The organism is Mycobacterium sp. IDUB_39 (assembly GCF_055419205.1).
In genome coordinates this window covers 302,165-322,597 of record NZ_JBVAXF010000001.1, presented here as the reverse complement: position 1 = coordinate 322,597, position 20,433 = coordinate 302,165, and the positions used below count along the sequence as shown (strand labels likewise).

Here is a 20,433-nt window from a genome sequence, read left to right as displayed (position 1 = left end):
CTGCTCTGCACGTTCTGTTTGTCTGCACTGGCAATATCTGCCGGTCACCGACGGCGGAGCGACTCGCCGCCGCGTACGCCGCTCGAATTCAGCTTGCGGACTTCACAGCATCCAGCGCTGGCACGCGCGCTATGGTCGCGCATCCGATTCACCGCGATGCGGCCCTCGTCCTCGAGAAGTTGGGTGGAGACGTATCGGGTTTCGCGGCGCGGCGGCTCACCCCCAAGATTGCCTCGGATGCCGATCTTGTTCTGACCATGACGACGGCGCACCGCGACGTTGTTCTGGAACTTGCGCCACGCCAACTCCACAAAACCTTCACTCTCATCGAAGCTTCTCGTCTCGTCTCTGAGGGCAGTGCCCGAACCGTCGCAGACATGGCAGCACTTCGCTCGCATTTTGCCGCGCATGACCCATCGGATGTCGCCGACCCCATCGGTCAGAGTGCAGAGGTCTTCGCGACGGTGGGTTCAATGATCGCCGATCTCCTGCCGCCAGTACTCGAACTCTGCCGCCACGGCTGATCCGTGCGGACTCGCGACTCCATGCCGAAGGCTTCCACGCATCACAGGTCTGTGGCGGCCTAGGTTTCGAGCGGGTAAGAAGTAGGGAAACAGATCTGAGGGGGGCCCGCTGAACACCAGCCGACTACTGATCGGCACCATTGCCGGTGTTCTCCTGTTGGGCGTGGCGTGTGTCGCCTTCGCGGTGCGTTACGCGCCGCTGCCAAATCACCCGTCGGTGTATGTCGCAGTTGCGGCGCCGTTTCTCCTATGGGCCGCGCCTTTAGCTCTCGCCCTGCTGATGTGGAGTGAGCGGTGGGTGCTCACTGCGCTGGCCGCGTGCCTCATCGGCGCCATTGTCGCGGTACAGGTGCCGTTGTACGTCGCCGCCAGAGTCGACGGGGCGTCAGTCGCCGTCCGTGTGATGACCATCAACATGCTGTACGGCCGTGCGGACGCGGAGGTAATCACTGCCATCGCCGACGGCCAAGCGGATGTCCTGATGGTTCAGGAACTCACTCCAGAAGCGGCTCGCCGACTGCAGGCAGCGAGAATCGAGCGCACGTTCCCTCATCAGCTGTTGGCGCCCCGCCCGGAGGCCGCCGGGGCGGGCGTGTACAGCAGGTATCCAATGACTACGTCTGCTCAAATCGGTGGGCTGCAAAGGATCATGGTCAGTACCCGGCTCGAAATCGAGGGAGTGACAACCAACCCCACCGTTGCATCAGTACACCTCGCCTCGCCGTGGCCCCACCCGGTCGACGGCTGGCGCCGCGACCTCAACGAATTTCCAAGCATCATGGACGCACTCGCGGCCCAGTCCGACGAGGGCTCGATCCTTATCGGCGGCGACTTCAACTCAACGATCGACATGCGCCCGTTCCGCCGTCTGTTGACTGGTGGCTATCGCGATGCCTCTGAACAGGCCGGCGAGGGAAGACAGTTCACTTTCCCGAGCAATCGACGAGTCCCGCCCTTCATGGGGCTCGACCACGTGTTGACCCGCAACGCCACCGCGGTATCAACCACGACCGTCACCGTTCCCGGCACTGATCACCGGGCGCTGTTGGCCACCGTGCAGGTGCCCCGCGACTGATATGAACGGATTTGGCTAGGCCGCAGCCTTCTTGTCGTCACGGCCGCTGTCCTTGTCGTCCGACTTGCCAGCCTTCGTAACGGGCTTAGCGGGCTGGGCGTTGTCCTTCTTCGCCTCGCCTTTGCTGTCGGCCGTCCTTCTTGTCAATGGACGTCTTGGGTCTGGTCTCCGGCTCCGTAGCTGGCTTCGACTCACGCTTCATTTGATCGGGCTTCGTCTCTCAGCCGTTGTGACATTCGCAGTTGTGTCGCCCGCCGTTGTGTCCTCGGTTTTTGGTGACTGCCTCCACAGGCGGTCTCCACGGGGGTGGATTCGACCGGAGCGGTCACCTCCTCGACCGTATGTGCACCCTCAGCTGAATCGATCTACCCCGCAACGGGTTCGGTGATCAGCGTCTGCTGCCCCGCATCTGCACCCGTAGGCTTCAGCTCCGTGACCGACGCCAGTTTCGCGACGTCCCGGGACGGCTGCGCCCACCAGCTGCTCCTCACCGGACGTAGCGGCCAACAACGACGTGTCGAGCACGCTCGCCGGGGCCATCGTTGCCCAGCCGATGCCGAAGTTGCCCAGGAACGGGTGGGGACACCGCCCACGGTCGCAACGGCGGGGCGGTAGGCGAAGTCGCCGCAGTTCTGGAACGGATTGAACGGCAGGATCGGCAGCGGCGTCGGCGTACCTGCAGTTGTTACACAAACCATCTGACACCCTCCACTCAGTCGATCGATGCGATCGACTGAGTGGAGTCGACAACGCAGCCGCTGGGCGCCTTCTCCTCGCTGGAATGGGAAGCGCTGTCCTGAAACATGTTCCGCGGTACGGAAGATGCACGGGTCGTGGTCATCGACTGGTGCTACACCTGCTACAACCATCAACACCGACACAGTGCCGCCGACAGGCTCTCACCCGTCAACTACGAGATCACGGAAGCTCAATAGAAGCCGCAAGCGGCTTATGAAGCCCTCCACGGTCTCGGCGGCATCGCAATGCGGTAGCCTTCGGCGCTGTGCGGCGGGACGATAATCACTGGCTGATACGGCATGTGTCTGTTCGCGGGCTGGTGATGACGGCGGTGACCGTGGTCGTGGCTGTTCTTGCGGTGCTGACGGTTGTGCATACACCGCGGGGCGCCCCTGATTACACGCCGATCTCAACGAAGCCAACGGCCACCACGGTCGCTCCACCCGCCGCCGAAGCTCCGCTCACCACGGTCGCTCCACCCGCCGTCGAAGCTCCGCTCACCACGGTCGCCCCACCCGCCGTCGAAGCCCCAACCACTGTCGATACACCAACCACTATCGATACCCCAGCCATCGTCGAAGCCCCCCCTATCACCACTCCCTCGACCAGCACCACTCCCACCACGAGCACCACTCGTCGGAAATACACCCTGCCCCCCGCCCCGACCACGTGGGCGCCCAACCAAGTACATCGCTAACGAACCCACGTGTGGCTCCCATGAAGTCGGAAGAGCCGCATATCGCCTAGTACACCGATTAGCCGGTCAATTTGCCGATAGTTCGCTGGCCGAATCGTTCAACGCGACATGTATGGCGCCGAAGACCCTGACTTCAACGAGGGCCACCCGGAGGGCCGCTGCAACGTCTGCGAGCACCGGTGAGCAGTCAGCCAACTTGCGGGTAAAGGCAGTGGGCTAGCCCATGAACTGGTGCCTCGTCTCGACGAAGTGCTGCACCGCGTCGTGGACGGCTGAGGTGCGCCACCACCGGCGCCGACCCTCCCAGCCGCAATCACAACACGCGTAGCCCCGCGCCCCGGTGACGATGTAGGACTGCGGCGCTGCTGCGTCGCTTCGTGGGGGTATCGCCAGGCGTTTGCGGCGCCGAACCGTCAACACCGTACCGACGGTACCGAAACGCTGGTTGCCATGCCCTAATTTAGCAAACTCGATACCACTGGGCCGAACGCCAGCGCGTCCCGTTCCGTGGCCGTCGGCGCCCTAGCCGGCGTCGCCGCTGTCATCCTCGGCGTCCTCCGCGCGCTGCCACTGCTCGAAGACACCACCGTGGGGTTCGATGCGCCGCATCTGAAAGCCCAACTCCGAATCGTCACCTGACCCGAACCACTCTCACCCCGGCCGCGCTGCGGTCCGGGACATCGTTACACCTTCGACGAACGGGAACGCTGGCCCGACGCGCAGATCATCGCGATGCGTGATGTTGTTGCGGCACTGACGAAGAAGCTCGGATACGGCGCCGACCGCCGTGTCCACCACATGGGCCAAGACCCTGGTGCCCCGCGACTGATGTGAAGTCCGAATCCGCTAACCGTCGTTCGAGCGGTTAGGCAGCGGCCTTCTTGTCGTCGGCGCCGTCGCCATTGTCCGACTCGCTGGCCTTCTTAGCGGGCTTGGCAGGCTTGGCCTCGTCGTTCTTGGTCTCGTCGTTCTTGGTCTCGTCCTTCTTCTCGACGTCCTTCTTGGTCTCCGGCTCATCCGCCTCGGTCTTCGTCTCATTGGCCGTCGCGTCCTCAGCCGCGGCCGACTCTTCTTCGGTGACCCCGTCAGCGGGTGCCGTTTCACCCTCGACCGTCTCGATGGGCTCGACCGATGCAACCGGCTCGGTGGTCGAATCGACCTCGGCCACCACGGGTTCGGTCACCGGGACCTGCTGGGCCGCGTCGGAGTCGGCTGGCTTCAACTGCGTCACGGACGCCAACTTGGATGTCAGCTCCGAGACCAATGACTTCTTTGCCTCCGTAAGCGGCTCCACATCGGACGGCGCGATCGAGCGCGCGGCCAGCGTCGAGGTGGTCTCGGGGACCGTGGCCGGCCCAACGATGGACGGCCCGCCGTTGAAGGCGTCCTCGATGCCCTGGATGACCGCGGCGACCAGCTTGCCGGCGACAACCGACCAGTCCTGGAACACCTTGAACGGCAGGATCGACAGCGGTGTCGACTTGCCGGGATTGCCCGACCAGTCGTAGCCCAGATCGGCCAGTACCTTGTACACCGGCGAGATCAGGTCGATGATCGGCTTGACGAACGGCTTCAAAGCGGCTGGCGTCAATGACATCACCAGATTCATGATCGGCAGCGACGTCGCGGGAATCATGATGTATTCGTTGCCGTACTGATCCACGCGGCAGTTCACCCCGACGTTGCAGACCAGGTGCGGCGCCAACGTCTCCGGCGTGTACCCGTAGGGCAGCGTGCTCGTCAGGCCGTTGCCGTTGGGCGACAGGTAGTACCCGTGGACGTTGTCAAACGCGGCGAGCGCGTTCAGCATCGCGAAGGGGTTGCCCCAATACCGCGGCGCGTAGACCACCGGGTCGTACTCGAATCCGAATGTCGTGGTCTTGATGTTCGGGTCGACCGGCATTGGCGGGCCGAGCGTCACATTGAGGATGGGGATGTAACGCAGGAACGCTAGGCGCTGCCAGAGGCCGCCATCGGGATTCTGGATGCCACCGATCGTGACGATGTCCAGCCTGGCCTTCTCCTCCTCAGTCAGCCCGTACTCGCTGAGCACCTTGGACAGCACGGCGCCGCCTTGGGAGTAGCCGAAGAGGACGATGTCCCGTTCTCCCGGCGTAGCCGATGTCGCCAGCGCGTCGCGAAGCGCATCGGTTAACCCCGCGGCGCCCTTGCCCACCGACTCGTCCCACTTGTCGCAGCCGTCGGGACCCGACCGGCACCAACTGGGGAAGATCGACAGCGGCCAGAAGGAGGCGGGGTAGTCGATGCCCTGCAGCGTGGGGTCCGGCACCCCCTCTGCGACCGTCCCACAGTTGGCGGAGTCGTTGCACGCGGTGCCCTGCATGTACCAGTTACGGGCGTTTTCCATATAGGCCGAAACGTTGTTCGCATCAGGCGTGCCCGTGCCCGGTACGAGCAGTCCGATCGCCCCGAAGGCGAGTGCGGCGGAGAACGCGGAGCCGACCACCAGGGCGATGGATCCGACGACACGAGGACGAGCAGGAGCGCTCTCACCGCTTTACGCATCCGTCAACAATCACACCGACGCGCGAAAGAAGTGGCGAAAACAAAGAATCCCGGCGCTCAAAGACCGCCGGGATTCTTGTATACGTGTCAAGTGCCTGACTGAACCGTCAGGCGGCGGCGCCAGGCTTCAGGTAGGTGACCAGGCTGACGTCGATGGTCTCGTCGATGAAGTAGTACTGGCACCCGGTGAGGTACTTCATGTACCGGTGGTAGTTCTCCTCATCGGTGGCCGCGATCGCCTCGTCCTTGGCGTTCTCAAGCCGGTTGGCCCAGATGCCCAGGGTCTTGATGTAGTGGTTGCGCAGCGAGATCGGGTCGGGGACGACGAAGCCCGCCTTCTCGCCGTGCTCGACCATCATCGAGGTGCTCGGGATCCGGCCACCGGGGAAGATCTCGGTGATCAGGAACTTGACGAACCGGGCCAGCTCGAACGTCAGCTTCTTGCCGCGCTCGGCCAGTTCGTAGGGGTGGTAGCCGACGCTGCTCTGGATCGTCATCCGGCCGTCGTCGGGAAGGATGTCGTAACACGTCTTGAAGAAGTCGTCGTAGCGCTCGAAGCCGAAGTGCTCGAATGCCTCGATCGAGACGATCCGGTCGACCGGGCTGTTGAACTGCTCCCAGCCCTCGAGTCGCACATCGAAGGTGCGATTGCTGTCGACTTTGCTCAGCAGCTGCGAGCAGTACGCCTGCTGGTTCTTGCTCAACGTCAGTCCGATGACGTTGACGTCATACTTCTCCATCGCGCGCCGCAGGGTGACACCCCAACCACAACCGACCTCGAGCAGCGTCATCCCGGGCTTGAGGTCCAGCCGATCCAGATGCTGGTCGACGTTGGCGATCTGTGCTTCCGACAGCGTCACGTCAGGCCCGGTGAAGTATGCGCAACTGTACTTGCGGGTCGGGTCCTGGAAGACGCCGAAGAAATCATCCGAAAGGTCGTAGTGAGCTTGGATGTCCTCGAAATGAGGAGTCATATCCTTGGTGCCTGGGGAGTTATCAGACATATTCGCTGCTGTGGCCTTTCCTTCGTGATGGCCGCATGCGCGACCGCACGCATAGATGCTGGTGTGACGCACCCTACGTGGCTGAGCACCACAAAATGCGTAACTAGCCCTACACCCTAGCGTTTTGTAAGAAGTGGGCTCTAATCCGAGGGACGTCGCTTGGCGAGGGTGAACTGGCAGACGTCAATGTAGCCATCTTTGAAGCCCTTGGCGCAGCCGGTGAGGTAGTGCATGTACCGGTCGTACACCTCCTCGGACTGCACCGCGATCGCCTCATCCCGGTGTGCTTCCAGCGCAGCCGCCCAGTGGTCCAGCGTCCTGGCGTAGTGCGGCTGCAGCGATTGCGTGCGCGTGAGGTCGAAGCCGGCCTTTGTCGCGTGTTCAGCGGCCAGTTCGGTGGTTGGCAGGTATCCGCCAGGGAAGATCTCGGTGAGGATGAACTTCACGAACCGGGCGATTGAGAATGTCAGCGGCAGCCCACGCTCGGCCATCTGCGGCAGCGTCAGCGCGGTGATGGTGTGCAACAGCATCACGCCGTCGTCGGGCAGGGCCTTGTAGGCCATCGTGAAGAAGTCATCCCACCGGTCCCTGCCGAAGTGTTCGAATGCGCCGATGGAGACGATGCGGTCGACCGGTTCGTCGAACTGCTCCCAGCCCTCCAACAGGATCCGCTTGGACCGCGGGCTGTCCGAGGCGGCGAATGCCCGCTCGACGTGCGTCTTCTGGTTCTTGGACAGCGTCAGCCCGATGACGTTGACGTCGTAGCGCTCGATTGCCCGCAGCAGGGTCGATCCCCAACCGCAGCCGATGTCGAGCAGTGTCATACCGGGCTCAAGTCCCAGTTTGCCCAGCGCCAAATCGACCTTGGCGAGCTGCGCCTCCTCCAGCGCCATGTCATCGCGTTCGAAGTAGGCGCAACTGTAGGTCTGGCTGGGGTCGAGGAACAGCCGGAAGAAGTCATCAGACAGGTCGTAATGCGCCTGCACGTTATCGAAGTGTGGGGTCAGGCGCTTTCTGCCCTTGGCTTGAGCCATAGCAAACTACCTCTCGGAGGTTACAGAGGTCTGCGCGCATCGCCACTGACGTCGGCAGGCCCCCCCGGGTGCTCGTTTCGAACTGTACGCGCATCCATGCCATCACCCCAAGGATTGATTCTCCGCAGGTCAGGGCACTTCGGAAAATGTCGTCTTCAGTTCGCCGACGATGTCGTCCCACAACGGCTCGGGTAGGTCGTGTCCCATCCCGTCGAACAACACCAGTCGCGAGCGACGAATCGCCTTGGCGATCGCGCGGCCACCCGACGGGCGCATCAGCTTGTCCGCGCGGCCGTGGATGACGACCGTGGGCGCGGTGATCTGCCTGTCATAGCCCACCAGGCTGCCGCTGCCGAGGATGGCGCTGAAGTGGCGCGCCACCCCCGCGGGGTAGTAGGACCGCTCGTAACTCTCGGCGGCATCGGCCATCATCTGGTCCTCGGGCACCGGGTAGCCAGGGCTCCCGATGATCCTGCCGACCGCGAGTGCGTTGGCCAGCACTGCCTCACGGGAGGTGTCCGCAGGCCGGGTCGTGATGGCACGCAGCTGCCGGGGTCCGGGCGGGGGGAGAAGCGGTTGGTTGTTGCTCGAGAAGATCACCGCCAGCGTCTTGGTGCGGTGCTGGTAGCGGGCGGCGAAGACCTGGGCGATCATCCCGCCCATCGACCCGCCGACGATGTGCGCCTTCTCGACGCGCAGGTGATCGAGCAGGGCGGCGGCGTCGTCGGCCATGTGCTCCAGCGTGTACACCGCTTCGCTGCGACGTCCCAGATAGGAGCGCGCCATGCGGGGCAGCAGTTTCGCACCGGTGTGAGTGCCCTCGACCTTGCTCGACAGGCCGACGTCGCGGTTGTCGAAGCGGATGACGCGCAACCCCTGGTTGATGAGGCGCACGCAGAAACCCGTGCGCCACAACAACAACTGCGCGCCCAGGCCCATGATCAGCAGCACGGCGGGGTCGTTCTCGTCGCCCATGTCCTCGTAGTGAATGTCCAGATCACCCGACCGCGCGGCGCCCGTGCGGATGTCCACCGCTCAGTCCTCCGGTTCACCGGTCTTGTGTTCACGGGAGACCTCCACCATGAAGTTGGCGAAGTATCCGGTGAGCTGTGGGTCGCTCATCATCTGCCACTTGGGGGCGAGCAGCTTCATGTAGCGCTCGACGTAGAGGAACTGCTTGCCGATGAGCACCAGTTCGCGCGGCAGCTTGACGTCGTACGCGTCGGCCAGCGCCGAGAGCTGCTTGCCGATCTCGGCATAGCTCAGATCGCCCAGCGATTTCGTGGTCAACGGGGTGGCAAACGCGGCAAGATCCTTCGCGGCCTCACCCTCTGGCCTGACGGTTCCCACGGCGCCCATCAGGACGACGATCTTGCCCGCCGCCGCGTGGTCCTTCTTGACCAGAAGCGCGTACACCAGCTCACGCAACAACCAGCGGGTGCGCGGATCGACGCGGCCCATGATTCCGAAGTCGAAGAAGACGATCTTGCCGTCGTCATCGACATAGAGGTTGCCCGCGTGCAGGTCGCCGTGGAACAGGCCGTGACGAAGTCCACCCTCGAACACGCTGAACAGCAGGGCCTTCACCAGATCGGTGCCGTCGAACCCCTTCTTGCGGATGGTGGCGACGTCGTCGATGCGGGTGCCCTGGATGCGCTCCATGGTGAGCACGCGGGTACTCGTCAGGTCCCAATACACCTGTGCCACACGGATGTTCTCGCCCAGCGGGGAGGAGTGCATATGTGAGACCCACGCGTCCATCGACTGAGCCTCGAGTCGGAAGTCGAGTTCCTCGGCGAGATTGTCGGCGAAGTCGGCCACCACGTCCTGCGCGGACAGTCTCCTGCCCAGCTTGGCCAGCTCGACGAGCTGCGCGCCGCGCTTGAGGATCTGCAGGTCCGCGGCCACCCGGCGGCGGATACCGGGTCGCTGGATCTTGACCACCACCTCCTCGCCGGAGTGCAGCGTCGCGTAGTGCACCTGGGCGATCGAGGCCGAGGCGAACGGTTGCTCGTCGAACGACTTGAAGAGGTTGGCCGGGTCGTCGCCGAGTTCGTCCTTGAACAGCTTGTGCACTTCGGCGGTGTCGGCGGGCGGCACGCGGTCGAGCAGGCTACGGAACTCGCGGCTCAGCGGCTCGCCGAACGCACCCGGACTCGACGCGATGATCTGGCCCAACTTCACGTAGGTGGGGCCCAGATCGGAGAAGGTCTGAGGGATCTGCCTGGCGATCTTCTGCTGCAGGGAACCGCGGCCCATCAGGTTGCCGATGACCCGCGCGCCGGTCCGGGTGATCTGCCACCCGGTCGCGCCGATGCGGGCGGCCTCGACCGGCAACGGCACCCGATCCAGTTGGGCTACCTCACGGTGCTTAGTCGAAGTCATAGACCCAGTGTCTCAAAGGTCGCGGTCAGGCGAAATCTCATGTCAATCGGGTCGCCGCAACGCCCCCCTGGCGAGGACTTACGGATCATCCCAAGAGAGCGCGTGGCCCGTGGCAATCTTGTCTGCAGTGTTAATATTCGCTCCCAGACGAACGGGGGACCGCCTTGTCCGGTCGTACCACTAGGGAGTTTGAGACGGTGAAGACGATCGCTGCCAGATTTTTTGTCATCGTTGGTGCGGCCGTGGCGGCGATGGGACTTTTCGGTGTGGGCACTTCCGCTGCCGACCCGTACGCGGGCAAGACCTATGCGGAAGCAGCGGAAAGAATCGCCGCTAGAGGTGGCACCGTCGTCATCTCCACCATTGTGGGATCTCAACTGCCCATGGATCAGTGCATAGTGAAATCGTCGCATCGGCCGACCTACCCTCGCGATAACTTCGACCATGACACGAAGCAGTTCATGCTGTCACTCAACTGCGCTGCAAAAGTCGCGGGCGGCGGCAAGCCGGGCAACTCGCTTGCATCCCCTGAGGGGCGCGTCCAAAAAGTGATAGAGAACAGGGCAGAGGCGTTCAACGCTAAACCCGAGCGCTGTGAGAAGAATCTGGACAGCTGCAAGAAGTTCTGCGACAAATACGGCTTGTGCTCAAAAGAGGTCATGGCACTCTTCTAAGCCTGCAGCGTCACTGTGATGAATCGCGGTGCAGTAGTGGTGATTTGCGCCGTCAGGCGAAGGAATGCTCCACCTCGTCGCGGCTGAGTTCGGGATCGCTGCCCGGAACGTATGCCGGTTCGGTGTGCGAGACGGTGGTGCCGCCGGCCACCCGCGCCCGGGCCTGTCCGAACTCCAAGGTGTCTCCCGCGGCGGTGTGCAAGCCGTTGATGATCGACCAGACCACGGCGCGCCGGGCCCTGCGCTCGATGGGATTGGGGTCGTTGTGTCCGATCAGCTGTTTGGCCCACTTCGGCATGGTGTCCCGTATCGCCCAGTCCACCGCGCTCTGGGGCATCGACAGGTTGGACCCGGTGGCCATGGCCGCGCCGTGGGTCAGCGCCAGCTTGGGTAGGTAGGAGTGCAGGCAGTCCAGCGTCTCGGCCTTGGTGCTGGGCAGATCGGTGCCACCCAGCGCGTGCCCGACCCGGACGAACTCGCCGTAATACTGGTCGAGTTTCTTGCCGCGCAACGGGTTTGGGTGATAGATCTCATGAGCGGTCGCCAGCCCCCACACCACCGTGGCGTAGTTCCAGCGCAGCCACTCGGGATCGTCGGCGTCATACGCCGCACCGTCGGGGCGGGTGCCCTTGATGGTGTGGTGCATGGCGCGCACGGTCTTCGACACCCGCTCGGCGGTCTCGGTGCTGCCGTAGGCGGTGCCGATGAAGAACGCGATGGAGTGCCCGAGACGCACTGCGGCGCCCTCGGGATCGATGACGGGGATCGCGGTGCCGTCCTCATCGCGTTTGACCAGCCGGGAGTGGTGCATGCCCATCCAGTAGATGGACGGATCGAGACGCTCGATGTAGGCCGCGCACTGCAGGCCGAAGATAAGCGCCTCGGTGTGGGAGTGGACGTGCCAGACGGCGCTGCCCGGTCCGAACCAGCCCGGGTCGCCCGCCGGGCCGGCGAACTCCATGCCGCGGAAGTAGTGCTGGCGGACATTGCGGTCGAAGTGGCTCTGGAGAGACTGCTCGACCAACTGGTGTGGCATCAACACGACGGCCTCCCGAGAAAACTGGCTACGTACGTTGTCAGTTTAATCAATTTTCCGCTGAGATCGACGAAATGGCTGCACTCAGTATCCCGAGAGCAGCCATTTCGTCGATCTCGAGGCTCAGACCGGCGCCTTACCCCATGGTGTGAGCCACGGCGTGGCCTCCCAGTCCTCGAGGCCGGCCAGCAGTTCGTAGAGGGTGGCGCCGTCGATGGTCTCGCGCACGATGTCACCCTGCCCCGCGTGCCGGGCCAGCTCCTCGATCATGTGAAAGATCACCTAGCGCACCGACCACGCGGGCACGTCCTTGGGAAACCACGGCACGTGCTGTGGAATCGGCACCGCCGCACCGAGATCCGCGGTTTCGATGAGCCGCAGCGTCTCAGCGTTCTGCTCGTCGAACCGGGCCAGAACCTCCGCCAGCGTCTCGTCCTCGCGCATGACGAAGTCGTCCTGGTAGTCGCCTGCCTGCTCCTCCATCGGCCGCTTATCGGCCTCGGTCAGGTCCGGGGCGGCGGCCACGCGATCCATCCAGGACCTCTGGCACGTGGTGACGTGCTTGATCAGGCCGCCGATCGACAGCGCGCTGACCGACGGGGCGGACCGGGCCTGTTCGTCGGTGAGCCCGAACGCGATCGCGTGGAAGGCGTACTGCTGCGCGGCGACGTACTCCTTGAGGCCCTCGCGCTCGTCGGCGATGGGTGGGGGCATAGCGGCCATTCTCAGTGCTCCTTCTGGGGGTGGGTGTGTGCATAAAGGTCACGGATGCAGGCGATCTCGGCGCCGTGGTGAATGGCCTCGCGGTTGATATGCAGGACCAGCGTGATCATCGGCTCGTCGGCGTACGGGCCCTCGGCGGGGCCGCACGGCTTGGTCAGGTCGGCCTCGTCGAGGCCACGTACCCCGGTGATCCAGCCGGTGTAGGCGTCGTCGAGCTGTCGGAGTGCTGTGTCGGCGTCGGTTGCGTAGTCCCACGTCTGGTAGTCCGCGGGCGGGCCGCCGAAGTGCGAGTGGGTGCGTGCGGCGAACACGCCGATGATGATGTGAGCCATCCGCCACGCGATGGTGGTGAACGGTTCGGGCTGCGGCGGTGGGTAGGCGAAGTCGACCCCGCCGTCGCGATGCACCGTCCAACAGTCGGGCACCGGCTCGAAGAAGTACTCGTCGTCGGTGAGCCCCTTCAGTCGCGGACGCAGCGCTCCCTGCCAGTGGAAGTCCAGCTGCTCCACCAGCTCGTCGGTCAGGTTCTTGGTCATGCACTCACCCTCGCACGCATATAGGACAGTTCCTGTCCTATGACTGCGGCAGACTGTGGACATGTCCGAGACGACCAGCCGGGTGCTCCAACTGCTGGGCCTGCTGCAGTCCCGTCGGGTGTGGAGCGGTGAGGAGCTGGCCGAGCGTCTCGGCGTGACGGGCCGTAGCGTGCGGCGCGACGTCGATCGGCTCCGCGACCTGGGGTATCCGGTGCACGCCAGCAAGGGCCACGGCGGCGGCTACCAGCTGGGGGCGGGCGCCGCCCTGCCGCCGCTGCTGCTCGATCCCGAGGAGGCCGTCGCCATGGCGGTGTGTCTGCGCGTCGCGGCCGGCGGCAGTGTCGCCGGGGTGGGCGAGTCCGCGCTGCGAGCGCTGTCCAAGCTCGACCAGGTCATGCCCGCTCGGCTGCGCTCGCAGGTCTCCGCGGTGCACGACGCCACCGTGACCCTGACCTCCGGCCATTCCGACACCCCGGTGGAACCCGACGTGCTGATGACGCTGGCCCGGGCATGCCGCGACCACGAACACGTCACGGCCGGCTACGTCGACATCCGGGGTAACGCCACTGCGCGGCGACTGGAGCCCTACCAACTCGTCACGACGGGACGACGCTGGTACCTGCTGACCTACGACCGCGACCGACAGGACTGGCGCAGCCTGCGGCTGGACCGGATGTCCGACGTGCGGGCGCTCGGCAGCACCTTTACCCCGCGGGATGCCCCAGATGCCGCCAGCTACGTGCGACGCGCCATTAGTTCCTCGCCCTACCGCTATGTGGCCCGGGTCCGATACCAGGCGGCGCAGGAGATCCTGGCCGCGTGTTTTCCCGCGGCGTCGGTCCAGGTCGAGCCCGACGGTCCGGACGCATGCATCGTCACCACGGGTGCCGACGACCCCGAACGGATGGTGCCGTGGCTGGCGATGCCGGGCGTGGAATTCGAGGTGCTCGAACCGCCCGAGGTGGTCGAGGCCGTGGCATCCGTGGCCGAACGCCTGCGCCGGGCGGCCGCGCCGCGCTGACTGCGGGTCAGCCCTGGCGGGACTGTCGGCGGGCCGTGGCGGCGTTGTGCAGGCGCAGACGCAGCAGCAGCAGGCCGCGATGGGCCTCGAAGCCCAGCGACAGCGGATCCCGCCGCGGTCGCGACGGTTCGGGTGCGGTGCCATGTTCATTCACAATGACTCCACTGTCCCAGATTTCGACGAAGCTGGCACGCCGGGACGGGGACACCTCGTGCGTCGGTGAAATGAATTGCTGCCCAACAGCACTGTTCACGGCGATTTGGGTCCCCGGCCCATTCGGTTCCCGAAAACTCGCGGCGGACCGTGATGGCGAACGTACAGTGCGGTGATGGCCGTCGAGGAGGTCCCGCAGGTCTCAGCGGAGTCAACCGATCTCTTCGTCGGAGCCGAGGATGCGCTGCGCCAAGTGGTCCGTGTGCAGCTGTCCGCAGTGGCGCAGCCGGTGTCGATTCGGGTTGAGGGCGACGGTCTGACCTGTGACGCGGATGTCCTGGCCGCCTCCGGCGTCGGTACTGGATCGGCCGCCTCCGGCGTCGTCGAGATTCCCGTCGCGGTGACCGACCCCGAGCCGGGGCGCCGACGGGAGGCCCGGGTGCTGGCGGCGGGCACCATGACACCGTTCACATTCGTCGACGCCGAACCGGGCTGGACGATGCACATGATCAGCCACTTCCACTACGACCCGGTGTGGTGGAACACGCAGGCGGCCTACACCAGTCTGTGGACCGAGGACCCACCCGGCCGGTGCAGGCAGACCAACGGCTTCGACCTGGTGGCCGCCCACCTCGAAATGGCGCGCCGCGAACCGGAGTACAAGTTCGTGCTCGCCGAGGTGGACTACCTCAAGCCGTACTGGGACGCCCGCCCCGAGGACCGCGCCGAACTGAAGCGGCTGATCGCCCAAGGCCGCGTGGAGGTGATGGGCGGTACCTACAACGAGCCCAACACCAACCTCACCAGCCCCGAGACCACGATCCGGAACATCGTGGCTGGCATCGGATTCCAGCGTGACGTGATGGGCGCCGATCCGGCCACCGCGTGGCAGCTCGACGTGTTCGGCCACGATCCGCAGTTTCCCGGGATGGCCGCCGACGCCGGCCTGACGTCGAGTTCGTGGGCGCGTGGCCCGCACCACCAGTGGGGGCCGATGGCCAGCCAGAACGGGCGGGCCGGTGACCCCGAGCGCATGCAGTTCGCCAGCGAGTTTGAGTGGACCGCGCCGTCGGGCCGCGGTCTGCTGACGCATTACATGCCCGCGCACTACGCGGCGGGGTGGTGGATGGACTCGGCGGCCTCGCTGGCCGAGGCGCAGACCGCCACCTACGACCTGTTCGCGGGGCTGAAGAAGGTGGCGCTCACCCGGAACGTCCTGCTGCCCGTCGGCACCGACTACACGCCACCGAACAAGTGGGTCACCGAGATTCACCGCGACTGGAATGCGCGTTACACCTGGCCCAGGTTCGTGTGCGCCCTACCCCGCGAGTTCTTCGCCGCCGTGCGTTCCGAACTGGCGCAACGAGGTTCGGCACCGGCTCCGCAGACCCGTGACATGAACCCGATCTACACCGGCAAGGACGTGTCATACATCGACACCAAGCAGGCCAATCGCGCCGCCGAGCACGCAGTGCTCGAGGCCGAGCGCTTCGCGGTGTTCGCCGGACTCCTCGCCGGGACGAAGTATCCGCACGCCGCTCTCGCCAAGGCGTGGGTGCAACTGGCCTACGGCGCCCACCACGACGCCATCACAGGCTCGGAGTCCGACCAGGTCTACCTCGATCTGCTGACGGGCTGGCGCGACGCCTGGGAACTGGGCCGCACCGCCCGGGACAATGCGCTCACGCTGCTGTCCACCGCCGTCGACGGTGACATCGTGGTGTGGAACCCGTTGGCCCACAGCAGGACCGACCTCGTTACCGTGCACCTCGACGAACCGCTGACCGGCGGGGTGTGTGACGCCGAGGGTGCGCAGATTCCGGCACTGGTCGAACACGGTGGCCGCTCGGTCAGTTGGATCGCCGCGGACGTGCCGTCCCTGGGGTGGCGCGCCTACCGGCTGCGCGACGGATCGTCGTCGACGTGGGAGCCGCTCGACGGCGACGAGATCGCCAATGAGCACTACCGGCTGCGGGTGGACGCCGCCCGTGGCGGCGGGGTGTCATCGCTGACCGCGACGGGCCGTGAGCTGATCGCCGACGGACGCGTCGGCAACGAGTTGGCCGTCTACGACGAGTATTCGGCGCATCCGGAGGCGGGTGAGGGCCCGTGGCACCTGCTGCCCAAGGGGCCGGTGGTGTCCTCATCGTCCTATCCCGCGCAGGTGCACGCCCAGCGGTGCGCACTGGGGGAGCGGTTGATCGTGCATGGCGCCATCGACGGATTGCTGCGCTACACACAGACATTGACACTCCTGCGCGGGGTGGACCGGGTGGACTGCCGAACCACCATCGACGAGTTCGCCGGTGAGGACCGGCTACTGCGGCTGCGGTGGCCGTGCCCGGTGCCAGGAGCAATGCCGGTCAGTGAGGTCGGAGACGCCGTGATCGGGCGCGGATTCGGCCTGATGCACGATCACGATCACGGGCACGCCGTCGACAGCGCGATCCACCCGTACACGTTGGACAACCCCGCCTACGGCTGGTTCGGATTGTCCTCAGCCGTACGGATCCGCGTCGGTGACGACGTTCGCGCCGTGGCCGTCGCCGAGGTGGTGGCCCCCGACGGGCAGGAGGCCGCCGCGCCGATCCGGGACCTCGTCGTCGCCCTGGTCCGTGCAGGTGTCACCGCCACCTGCAGCAGCGCGGACAAGCCGCGCTACGGCGATCTGTCGGTCGACTCGAACCTGCCCGATGCCCGCATCGCGGTCGGCGGTCCCGACGTCAACGCGTTCACCGCCGCGGTTCTCGCAGGAGCCGGCCCGGCCTACACGCAAGAGCTGCGCCGCCAACTCGACACCGATGGCGTAGCGCGCGTGTGGGTTCCGGCCGCCGCCGATCTCGCCGAGCGCTGGGTGCCCGGAGCCGACCTTCGCGACGTGGACGCCCTGCCGGTACTGGTGCTCGCCTCGGCCGGCGATCTCACCGACGTTCTCCTGCCGGTCGTCGACGACCTGGCCGACGCCGAGATCACCGTCGAGCAGACCGCACCGCACGGCGTTGGCGCCTTCGACGCGCGCACCGTCGCCGTCCTCAACCGCGGCGTACCTGGCTTCGCCGTCGACGCCGACGGCACCCTGCACACCTCGCTCATGCGGTCCTGCACGGGCTGGCCGTCGGGCACCTGGATCGATCCGCCGCGGCGCACCGCACCGGACGGATCGAACTTCCAACTGCAGCACTGGACCCACACATTCGACTACGCGGTGGTGGTCGCCGCGGGGGACTGGCGCGACGCCGACCTGCCGGCCCGCAGCGCCGAGTACTCCCAACCTCTACTGGGCGTGGCCTCCCGCCACGTCGTGAACTCCGGCGGCCTGCCCACATCGGGTTCGCTGCTCGAGATCGAACCAGCGGGGCAGGTGGCCCTCGGCGCGCTGAAGGCCACGGGTAACCCGATCGCCCACGGCAGCACCGCCGCGGCCGAGCCCGCCGACGGCATCACGCTGCGCCTGGTGGAGACCCGCGGGCGCGCCACCGAGGTGGCGCTGCGCTCGGGGCTGCGGACCGTGACGACATCGCATCGTCTCGATCTGCTGGAGCAGCCGCTGGGCGATGCCGATCCGCGGCCCGCGCTGCACGGATACGAGATCGCCACGCTGCACGCGCAGCTCAACCTGCCCCGCGTGATCACCGGCAGCCCCGATGCCATCGCGCCGGAAGCCGAAGTGGCACAACCGCTCTACGCGCGGTACTGGCTGCACAACCGTGGACCCGCGCCACTGGGTGGACTGCCCGCCGTCGCCCACCTGCACCCGCATCTGGTGACGGCGGCACCGGGGGAGTCGATCGAGCTGCGGCTCACGGCCGCGAGCGACTGCACCGACGCGTCCCTGCACGGCACGGTGCGGCTCGTCTGCCCTCCGGGGTGGACGAGTGATCCCGACGAGTTGCCGTTCCTGCTGCCGCCCGGCGACTACCTGGAGACCGCGCTGACGCTGGCGATGCCGCCGGGAACGGAGCCGGGCCGCTACCCCGTGCGCGCCGAGCTCGCCGTCACCGGCAACGGCCGCATGCCCACCTCGTGGCGGCAGGTGGTCGAGGACGTGTGCACCGTCGTCGTCGGCGACACACGAGACGAGATGCTGCGGCTGGTCACCGAACCGGCGCCGGTCGAGGTGGCGGCGGGGGAGACCGCGACCATCGGGATCACGGTCGGCACCGATGCGCGGGCCGCCCTGTCGCTCGAGGCGCATCTGATCAGCCCGTGGGGTACATGGGACTGGCTGGGGCCCGCCGTCGTCGCCGCGGAACTTCCGCCGGGTGGCACCGCCGAACTCATCTTCGAGGTGGCACCGCCGCCCTGGATTGAGCCCGGACAGTGGTGGGCGCTGATCCGGGTGGCGTCCGCGGGGCACCTTATCTACTCGCCCGCAGTGAAGGTGACTGTCCGGTGAGGGCATATACGAGCGGTGCTGAGGTGGTGGCCAGCGTCGACGGTTGTCCCGTGTCCGTGGCAGAGATCGATGACCGCGAGGACCGGTTACGCCGCTCGCTTCTGGCCGCTGCGCTGCCCAGGCCGGGCACCAGCGAGGGCCGTCAGCTTCGCCGTTGGCTGGTCCAGCTGCTCGTCACCGAACGCGTCATCGCGATCGAGTCCGCCGCTCTCGGCATCGATCCCGACAGCGCTCCCACGGAGGACGACCTGCTGCCGGACACCACCGCGCGACTGGAGATCGGCAGCATCGCCGCGTCAGCGCTGCAGGACCCACTGGCCCGCGCGGTGTTCGTCAGCGTCACCGCCGACATCGTCGTCGACGACCATGACGTCTCGGAGTACCACGCACGCAACCCCCTGCGGTTCGCCGCGCCAGAGCCGACCGCGGGCGGCTGGCACCGGCCTGCCGCGACGCTGTCGCTCGAGGATGTCCGGCCCGCCATCACGGCACACCTGCTGGCCTCGTCGCGCCGCAGGATGTTCCGGATCTGGCTGGATGCCCGGCGTGCCGCGTTGGTGGAACTGGCGCCCGGGTACGAACATCCCGGCGACCCCCGCCAACCCGACAACACCCATAGGCACTGATGACCGGATACACCCTCGCGCTCGACGTCGGCGGCACCAAGATCGCCGTGGGCCTGGTCGATGCCGACGGCACGCTGGTGCACCGCGCGCAACGGCCGACCCCCACTGCCGACGCCGAGGCGGTGTGGGCCGTCGCCGCGGAGCTCATCGCGGAGGAGCTGCGCGAGGCCGGCGGTCCGGTGGCGGCTGTTGGTATTGCGTCGGCCGGTCCGATTGATCTGCCGAGCGGCACGGTCAGCCCCATCAACATCACTGCCTGGCGACGATTTCCGATCGTCGACCGGGTGTCGAAGCTGACCGATGCGCCGGTCCGACTCGGTGGCGACGGGCTGTGCATGGCCCTTGGCGAGCGTTGGCGCGGCGCAGGCCGGGGCGCGGAGTTCCTGCTGGGCATGGTGGTGTCGACCGGCGTCGGCGGTGGGCTGGTGCTCGATGGCGCACCGTATGACGGACGCACCGGCAATGCCGGACACGTCGGGCATGTCGTCGTCGAACTCGATGGTGCGGCGTGCACGTGCGGAGGCCGCGGTTGTGTCGAGACCGTCGCGTCGGGGCCGCACCTGGCGGCGTGGGCGCGCGATAACGGCTGGGACGCCGGACCGGAGGCCGACGCGAGGGAACTCGCCGAAGCCGCCGAGCGGGGCGACCCCGTGGCGCTGCGTGCGTTCCGTCGCGGGGCGACCGCCGTGGCCGCGACCATCGCCTCGGTGGCGGCGGTGTGCGATCTGGACCTGGTGGTGATCGGCGGCGGGGTGGCCAAGTCGGGTGCGCTGCTCTTCGACCCCCTGCGTGAGGCCCTGGCCTCGTTCGCCGGCCTGGACTTCATCCGCGACATCCGCGTCCTGCCCGCTGAACTCGGCGGCGACGCCGGCCTGGTCGGAGCCGCCGCCCTGGCGACTTCGGCGCGCTAACGATCGCTGAGCGAGCGATTCCGCGCCGAAATCGCGGGAGCCCTGCGCTCCATATGGGTGCGGCCCCAGTCGCACAGACTCGCCAGCACCGGCCCGAGCGTCATGCCGTACTCCGAGATCGAGTAGTGCACGCACGGCGGTACGGTCCGCGCATCGTGGCGGTCGAGGATCCCGTCGTCGACCATCTCGCGCAGGTGGCGGATCAGCATGCGCTCAGTGATGTCGGGGATGCTGCGACGTAGTTCGGCAGTGCGCATCGGGCCGTCGAGCAGCCGCCACATGATGGTGCCCTTCCATCGGCCGTCGATCACCGACAGCGCCGAGTCGATCGGGCAGTCGCTCACACCCTTCTTCGACACCGCCATCGTCACCTC

General features: G+C 66.3%; 17 protein-coding genes and 1 pseudogene. 7 read left to right on the top strand and 11 right to left on the bottom strand.

Going from position 1 to position 20,433, the window contains the following annotated elements:
• The first annotated feature begins 5 nt into the window (after nt 1-5).
• Nucleotides 6-524 (top strand): arsenate reductase/protein-tyrosine-phosphatase family protein, encoded by a 519-nt coding sequence (locus tag ACZY0X_RS01590; protein ID WP_463768725.1) that lies wholly within the window; start codon nt 6-8, stop codon nt 522-524.
• Nucleotides 525-687: 163 nt separating this feature from the next.
• The gene (locus ACZY0X_RS01585) at nt 688-1,599 is read left to right on the top strand and encodes an endonuclease/exonuclease/phosphatase family protein (RefSeq protein ID WP_463767849.1); all 912 of its coding nucleotides are present in this window, start codon (nt 688-690) and stop codon (nt 1,597-1,599) included.
• Between the two features lie 1,651 nt (nt 1,600-3,250).
• Here the strand turns inward: ACZY0X_RS01585 and ACZY0X_RS01580 are convergent.
• From ACZY0X_RS01580 to ACZY0X_RS01555, 6 genes are all read right to left on the bottom strand, one after another.
• Nucleotides 3,251-3,454, bottom strand: coding sequence for a hypothetical protein (locus tag ACZY0X_RS01580; RefSeq protein WP_463767848.1), 204 nt, complete (start codon nt 3,452-3,454; stop codon nt 3,251-3,253).
• Between the two features lie 445 nt (nt 3,455-3,899).
• Nucleotides 3,900-5,501: a PE-PPE domain-containing protein gene (locus ACZY0X_RS01575; RefSeq protein ID WP_463767847.1), complete on the bottom strand. Its 1,602-nt coding sequence runs from the start codon at nt 5,499-5,501 to the stop codon at nt 3,900-3,902.
• Nucleotides 5,502-5,667: 166 nt separating this feature from the next.
• Nucleotides 5,668-6,564 carry a cyclopropane mycolic acid synthase family methyltransferase gene (locus tag ACZY0X_RS01570; RefSeq protein WP_241400874.1) on the bottom strand — a complete coding sequence of 299 codons (897 nt, stop codon included), beginning with the start codon at nt 6,562-6,564 and terminating at the stop codon, nt 5,668-5,670.
• Between the two features lie 140 nt (nt 6,565-6,704).
• Nucleotides 6,705-7,598 (bottom strand): cyclopropane mycolic acid synthase family methyltransferase, encoded by an 894-nt coding sequence (locus tag ACZY0X_RS01565; RefSeq protein WP_463767846.1) that lies wholly within the window; start codon nt 7,596-7,598, stop codon nt 6,705-6,707.
• A gap of 129 nt (nt 7,599-7,727) precedes the next feature.
• On the bottom strand, nt 7,728-8,630 hold the full coding sequence (locus tag ACZY0X_RS01560; RefSeq protein WP_463767845.1) for an alpha/beta fold hydrolase: 903 nt from the start codon (nt 8,628-8,630) through the stop codon (nt 7,728-7,730).
• 3 nt (nt 8,631-8,633) lie between these two features.
• Nucleotides 8,634-9,983, bottom strand: coding sequence for an ABC1 kinase family protein (locus ACZY0X_RS01555; RefSeq protein WP_463767844.1), 1,350 nt, complete (start codon nt 9,981-9,983; stop codon nt 8,634-8,636).
• Nucleotides 9,984-10,180: 197 nt separating this feature from the next.
• Between ACZY0X_RS01555 and ACZY0X_RS01550 the strand changes: the two genes are divergently transcribed.
• Entirely contained in the window at nt 10,181-10,657 is a 477-nt protein-coding gene (locus tag ACZY0X_RS01550; RefSeq protein ID WP_463767843.1) for a hypothetical protein, read from the top strand.
• 52 nt (nt 10,658-10,709) lie between these two features.
• Here ACZY0X_RS01550 and ACZY0X_RS01545 read toward each other — a convergent pair whose 3' ends face one another.
• The 3 genes and pseudogenes from ACZY0X_RS01545 to ACZY0X_RS01535 all read right to left on the bottom strand — a co-directional run bounded on the left by ACZY0X_RS01545 (nt 10,710) and on the right by ACZY0X_RS01535 (nt 12,952).
• Nucleotides 10,710-11,699 (bottom strand): oxygenase MpaB family protein, encoded by a 990-nt coding sequence (locus ACZY0X_RS01545; RefSeq protein WP_463767842.1) that lies wholly within the window; start codon nt 11,697-11,699, stop codon nt 10,710-10,712.
• 117 nt (nt 11,700-11,816) lie between these two features.
• Nucleotides 11,817-12,416, bottom strand: a pseudogene (locus tag ACZY0X_RS01540) (DinB family protein).
• A 2-nt stretch (nt 12,417-12,418) separates the two neighbouring features.
• Nucleotides 12,419-12,952, bottom strand: coding sequence for a DinB family protein (locus ACZY0X_RS01535; RefSeq protein WP_463767841.1), 534 nt, complete (start codon nt 12,950-12,952; stop codon nt 12,419-12,421).
• Between the two features lie 61 nt (nt 12,953-13,013).
• On the opposite strand from ACZY0X_RS01535, the gene ACZY0X_RS01530 reads away from it, so the two are divergent.
• On the top strand, nt 13,014-13,973 hold the full coding sequence (locus tag ACZY0X_RS01530; protein WP_463767840.1) for a helix-turn-helix transcriptional regulator: 960 nt from the start codon (nt 13,014-13,016) through the stop codon (nt 13,971-13,973).
• A gap of 7 nt (nt 13,974-13,980) precedes the next feature.
• Here ACZY0X_RS01530 and ACZY0X_RS01525 read toward each other — a convergent pair whose 3' ends face one another.
• Nucleotides 13,981-14,127 (bottom strand): hypothetical protein, encoded by a 147-nt coding sequence (locus tag ACZY0X_RS01525; protein WP_354524675.1) that lies wholly within the window; start codon nt 14,125-14,127, stop codon nt 13,981-13,983.
• Nucleotides 14,128-14,301: 174 nt separating this feature from the next.
• On the opposite strand from ACZY0X_RS01525, the gene ACZY0X_RS01520 reads away from it, so the two are divergent.
• From ACZY0X_RS01520 to ACZY0X_RS01510, 3 genes are read left to right on the top strand one after another with little or no spacing between them, the layout of a single operon-like run.
• On the top strand, nt 14,302-18,522 hold the full coding sequence (locus ACZY0X_RS01520; protein WP_463767839.1) for a glycoside hydrolase family 38 N-terminal domain-containing protein: 4,221 nt from the start codon (nt 14,302-14,304) through the stop codon (nt 18,520-18,522).
• The gene (locus ACZY0X_RS01515) at nt 18,519-19,148 is read left to right on the top strand and encodes a DUF7158 domain-containing protein (RefSeq protein ID WP_463767838.1); all 630 of its coding nucleotides are present in this window, start codon (nt 18,519-18,521) and stop codon (nt 19,146-19,148) included. The genes ACZY0X_RS01520 and ACZY0X_RS01515 overlap by 4 nt, the downstream gene beginning before the upstream one ends.
• Entirely contained in the window at nt 19,148-20,059 is a 912-nt protein-coding gene (locus tag ACZY0X_RS01510; protein WP_463767837.1) for an ROK family protein, read from the top strand. The genes ACZY0X_RS01515 and ACZY0X_RS01510 overlap by 1 nt, the downstream gene beginning before the upstream one ends.
• Here the strand turns inward: ACZY0X_RS01510 and ACZY0X_RS01505 are convergent.
• Complete coding sequence (locus ACZY0X_RS01505) at nt 20,056-20,424, bottom strand: winged helix-turn-helix transcriptional regulator (protein WP_463767835.1); 369 nt, start codon at nt 20,422-20,424, stop codon at nt 20,056-20,058. The genes ACZY0X_RS01510 and ACZY0X_RS01505 overlap by 4 nt on opposite strands.
• Nucleotides 20,425-20,433: the final 9 nt, after the last annotated feature.

What these genes read in the sequence shown, in the direction of transcription:
- ACZY0X_RS01555 (WP_463767844.1), bottom strand. Translation starts at nt 9,983, where the DNA reads ATGACTTCGACTAAGCACCGTGAGGTAGCCCAACTGGATCGGGTGCCG.
- ACZY0X_RS01535 (WP_463767841.1), bottom strand. Translation starts at nt 12,952, where the DNA reads ATGACCAAGAACCTGACCGACGAGCTGGTGGAGCAGCTGGACTTCCAC.
- ACZY0X_RS01570 (WP_241400874.1), bottom strand. Translation starts at nt 6,564, where the DNA reads ATGTCTGATAACTCCCCAGGCACCAAGGATATGACTCCTCATTTCGAG.
- ACZY0X_RS01520 (WP_463767839.1), top strand. Translation starts at nt 14,302, where the DNA reads ATGGCCGTCGAGGAGGTCCCGCAGGTCTCAGCGGAGTCAACCGATCTC.
- ACZY0X_RS01565 (WP_463767846.1), bottom strand. Translation starts at nt 7,598, where the DNA reads ATGGCTCAAGCCAAGGGCAGAAAGCGCCTGACCCCACACTTCGATAAC.
- ACZY0X_RS01510 (WP_463767837.1), top strand. Translation starts at nt 19,148, where the DNA reads ATGACCGGATACACCCTCGCGCTCGACGTCGGCGGCACCAAGATCGCC.
- ACZY0X_RS01505 (WP_463767835.1), bottom strand. Translation starts at nt 20,424, where the DNA reads ATGGCGGTGTCGAAGAAGGGTGTGAGCGACTGCCCGATCGACTCGGCG.
- ACZY0X_RS01530 (WP_463767840.1), top strand. Translation starts at nt 13,014, where the DNA reads ATGTCCGAGACGACCAGCCGGGTGCTCCAACTGCTGGGCCTGCTGCAG.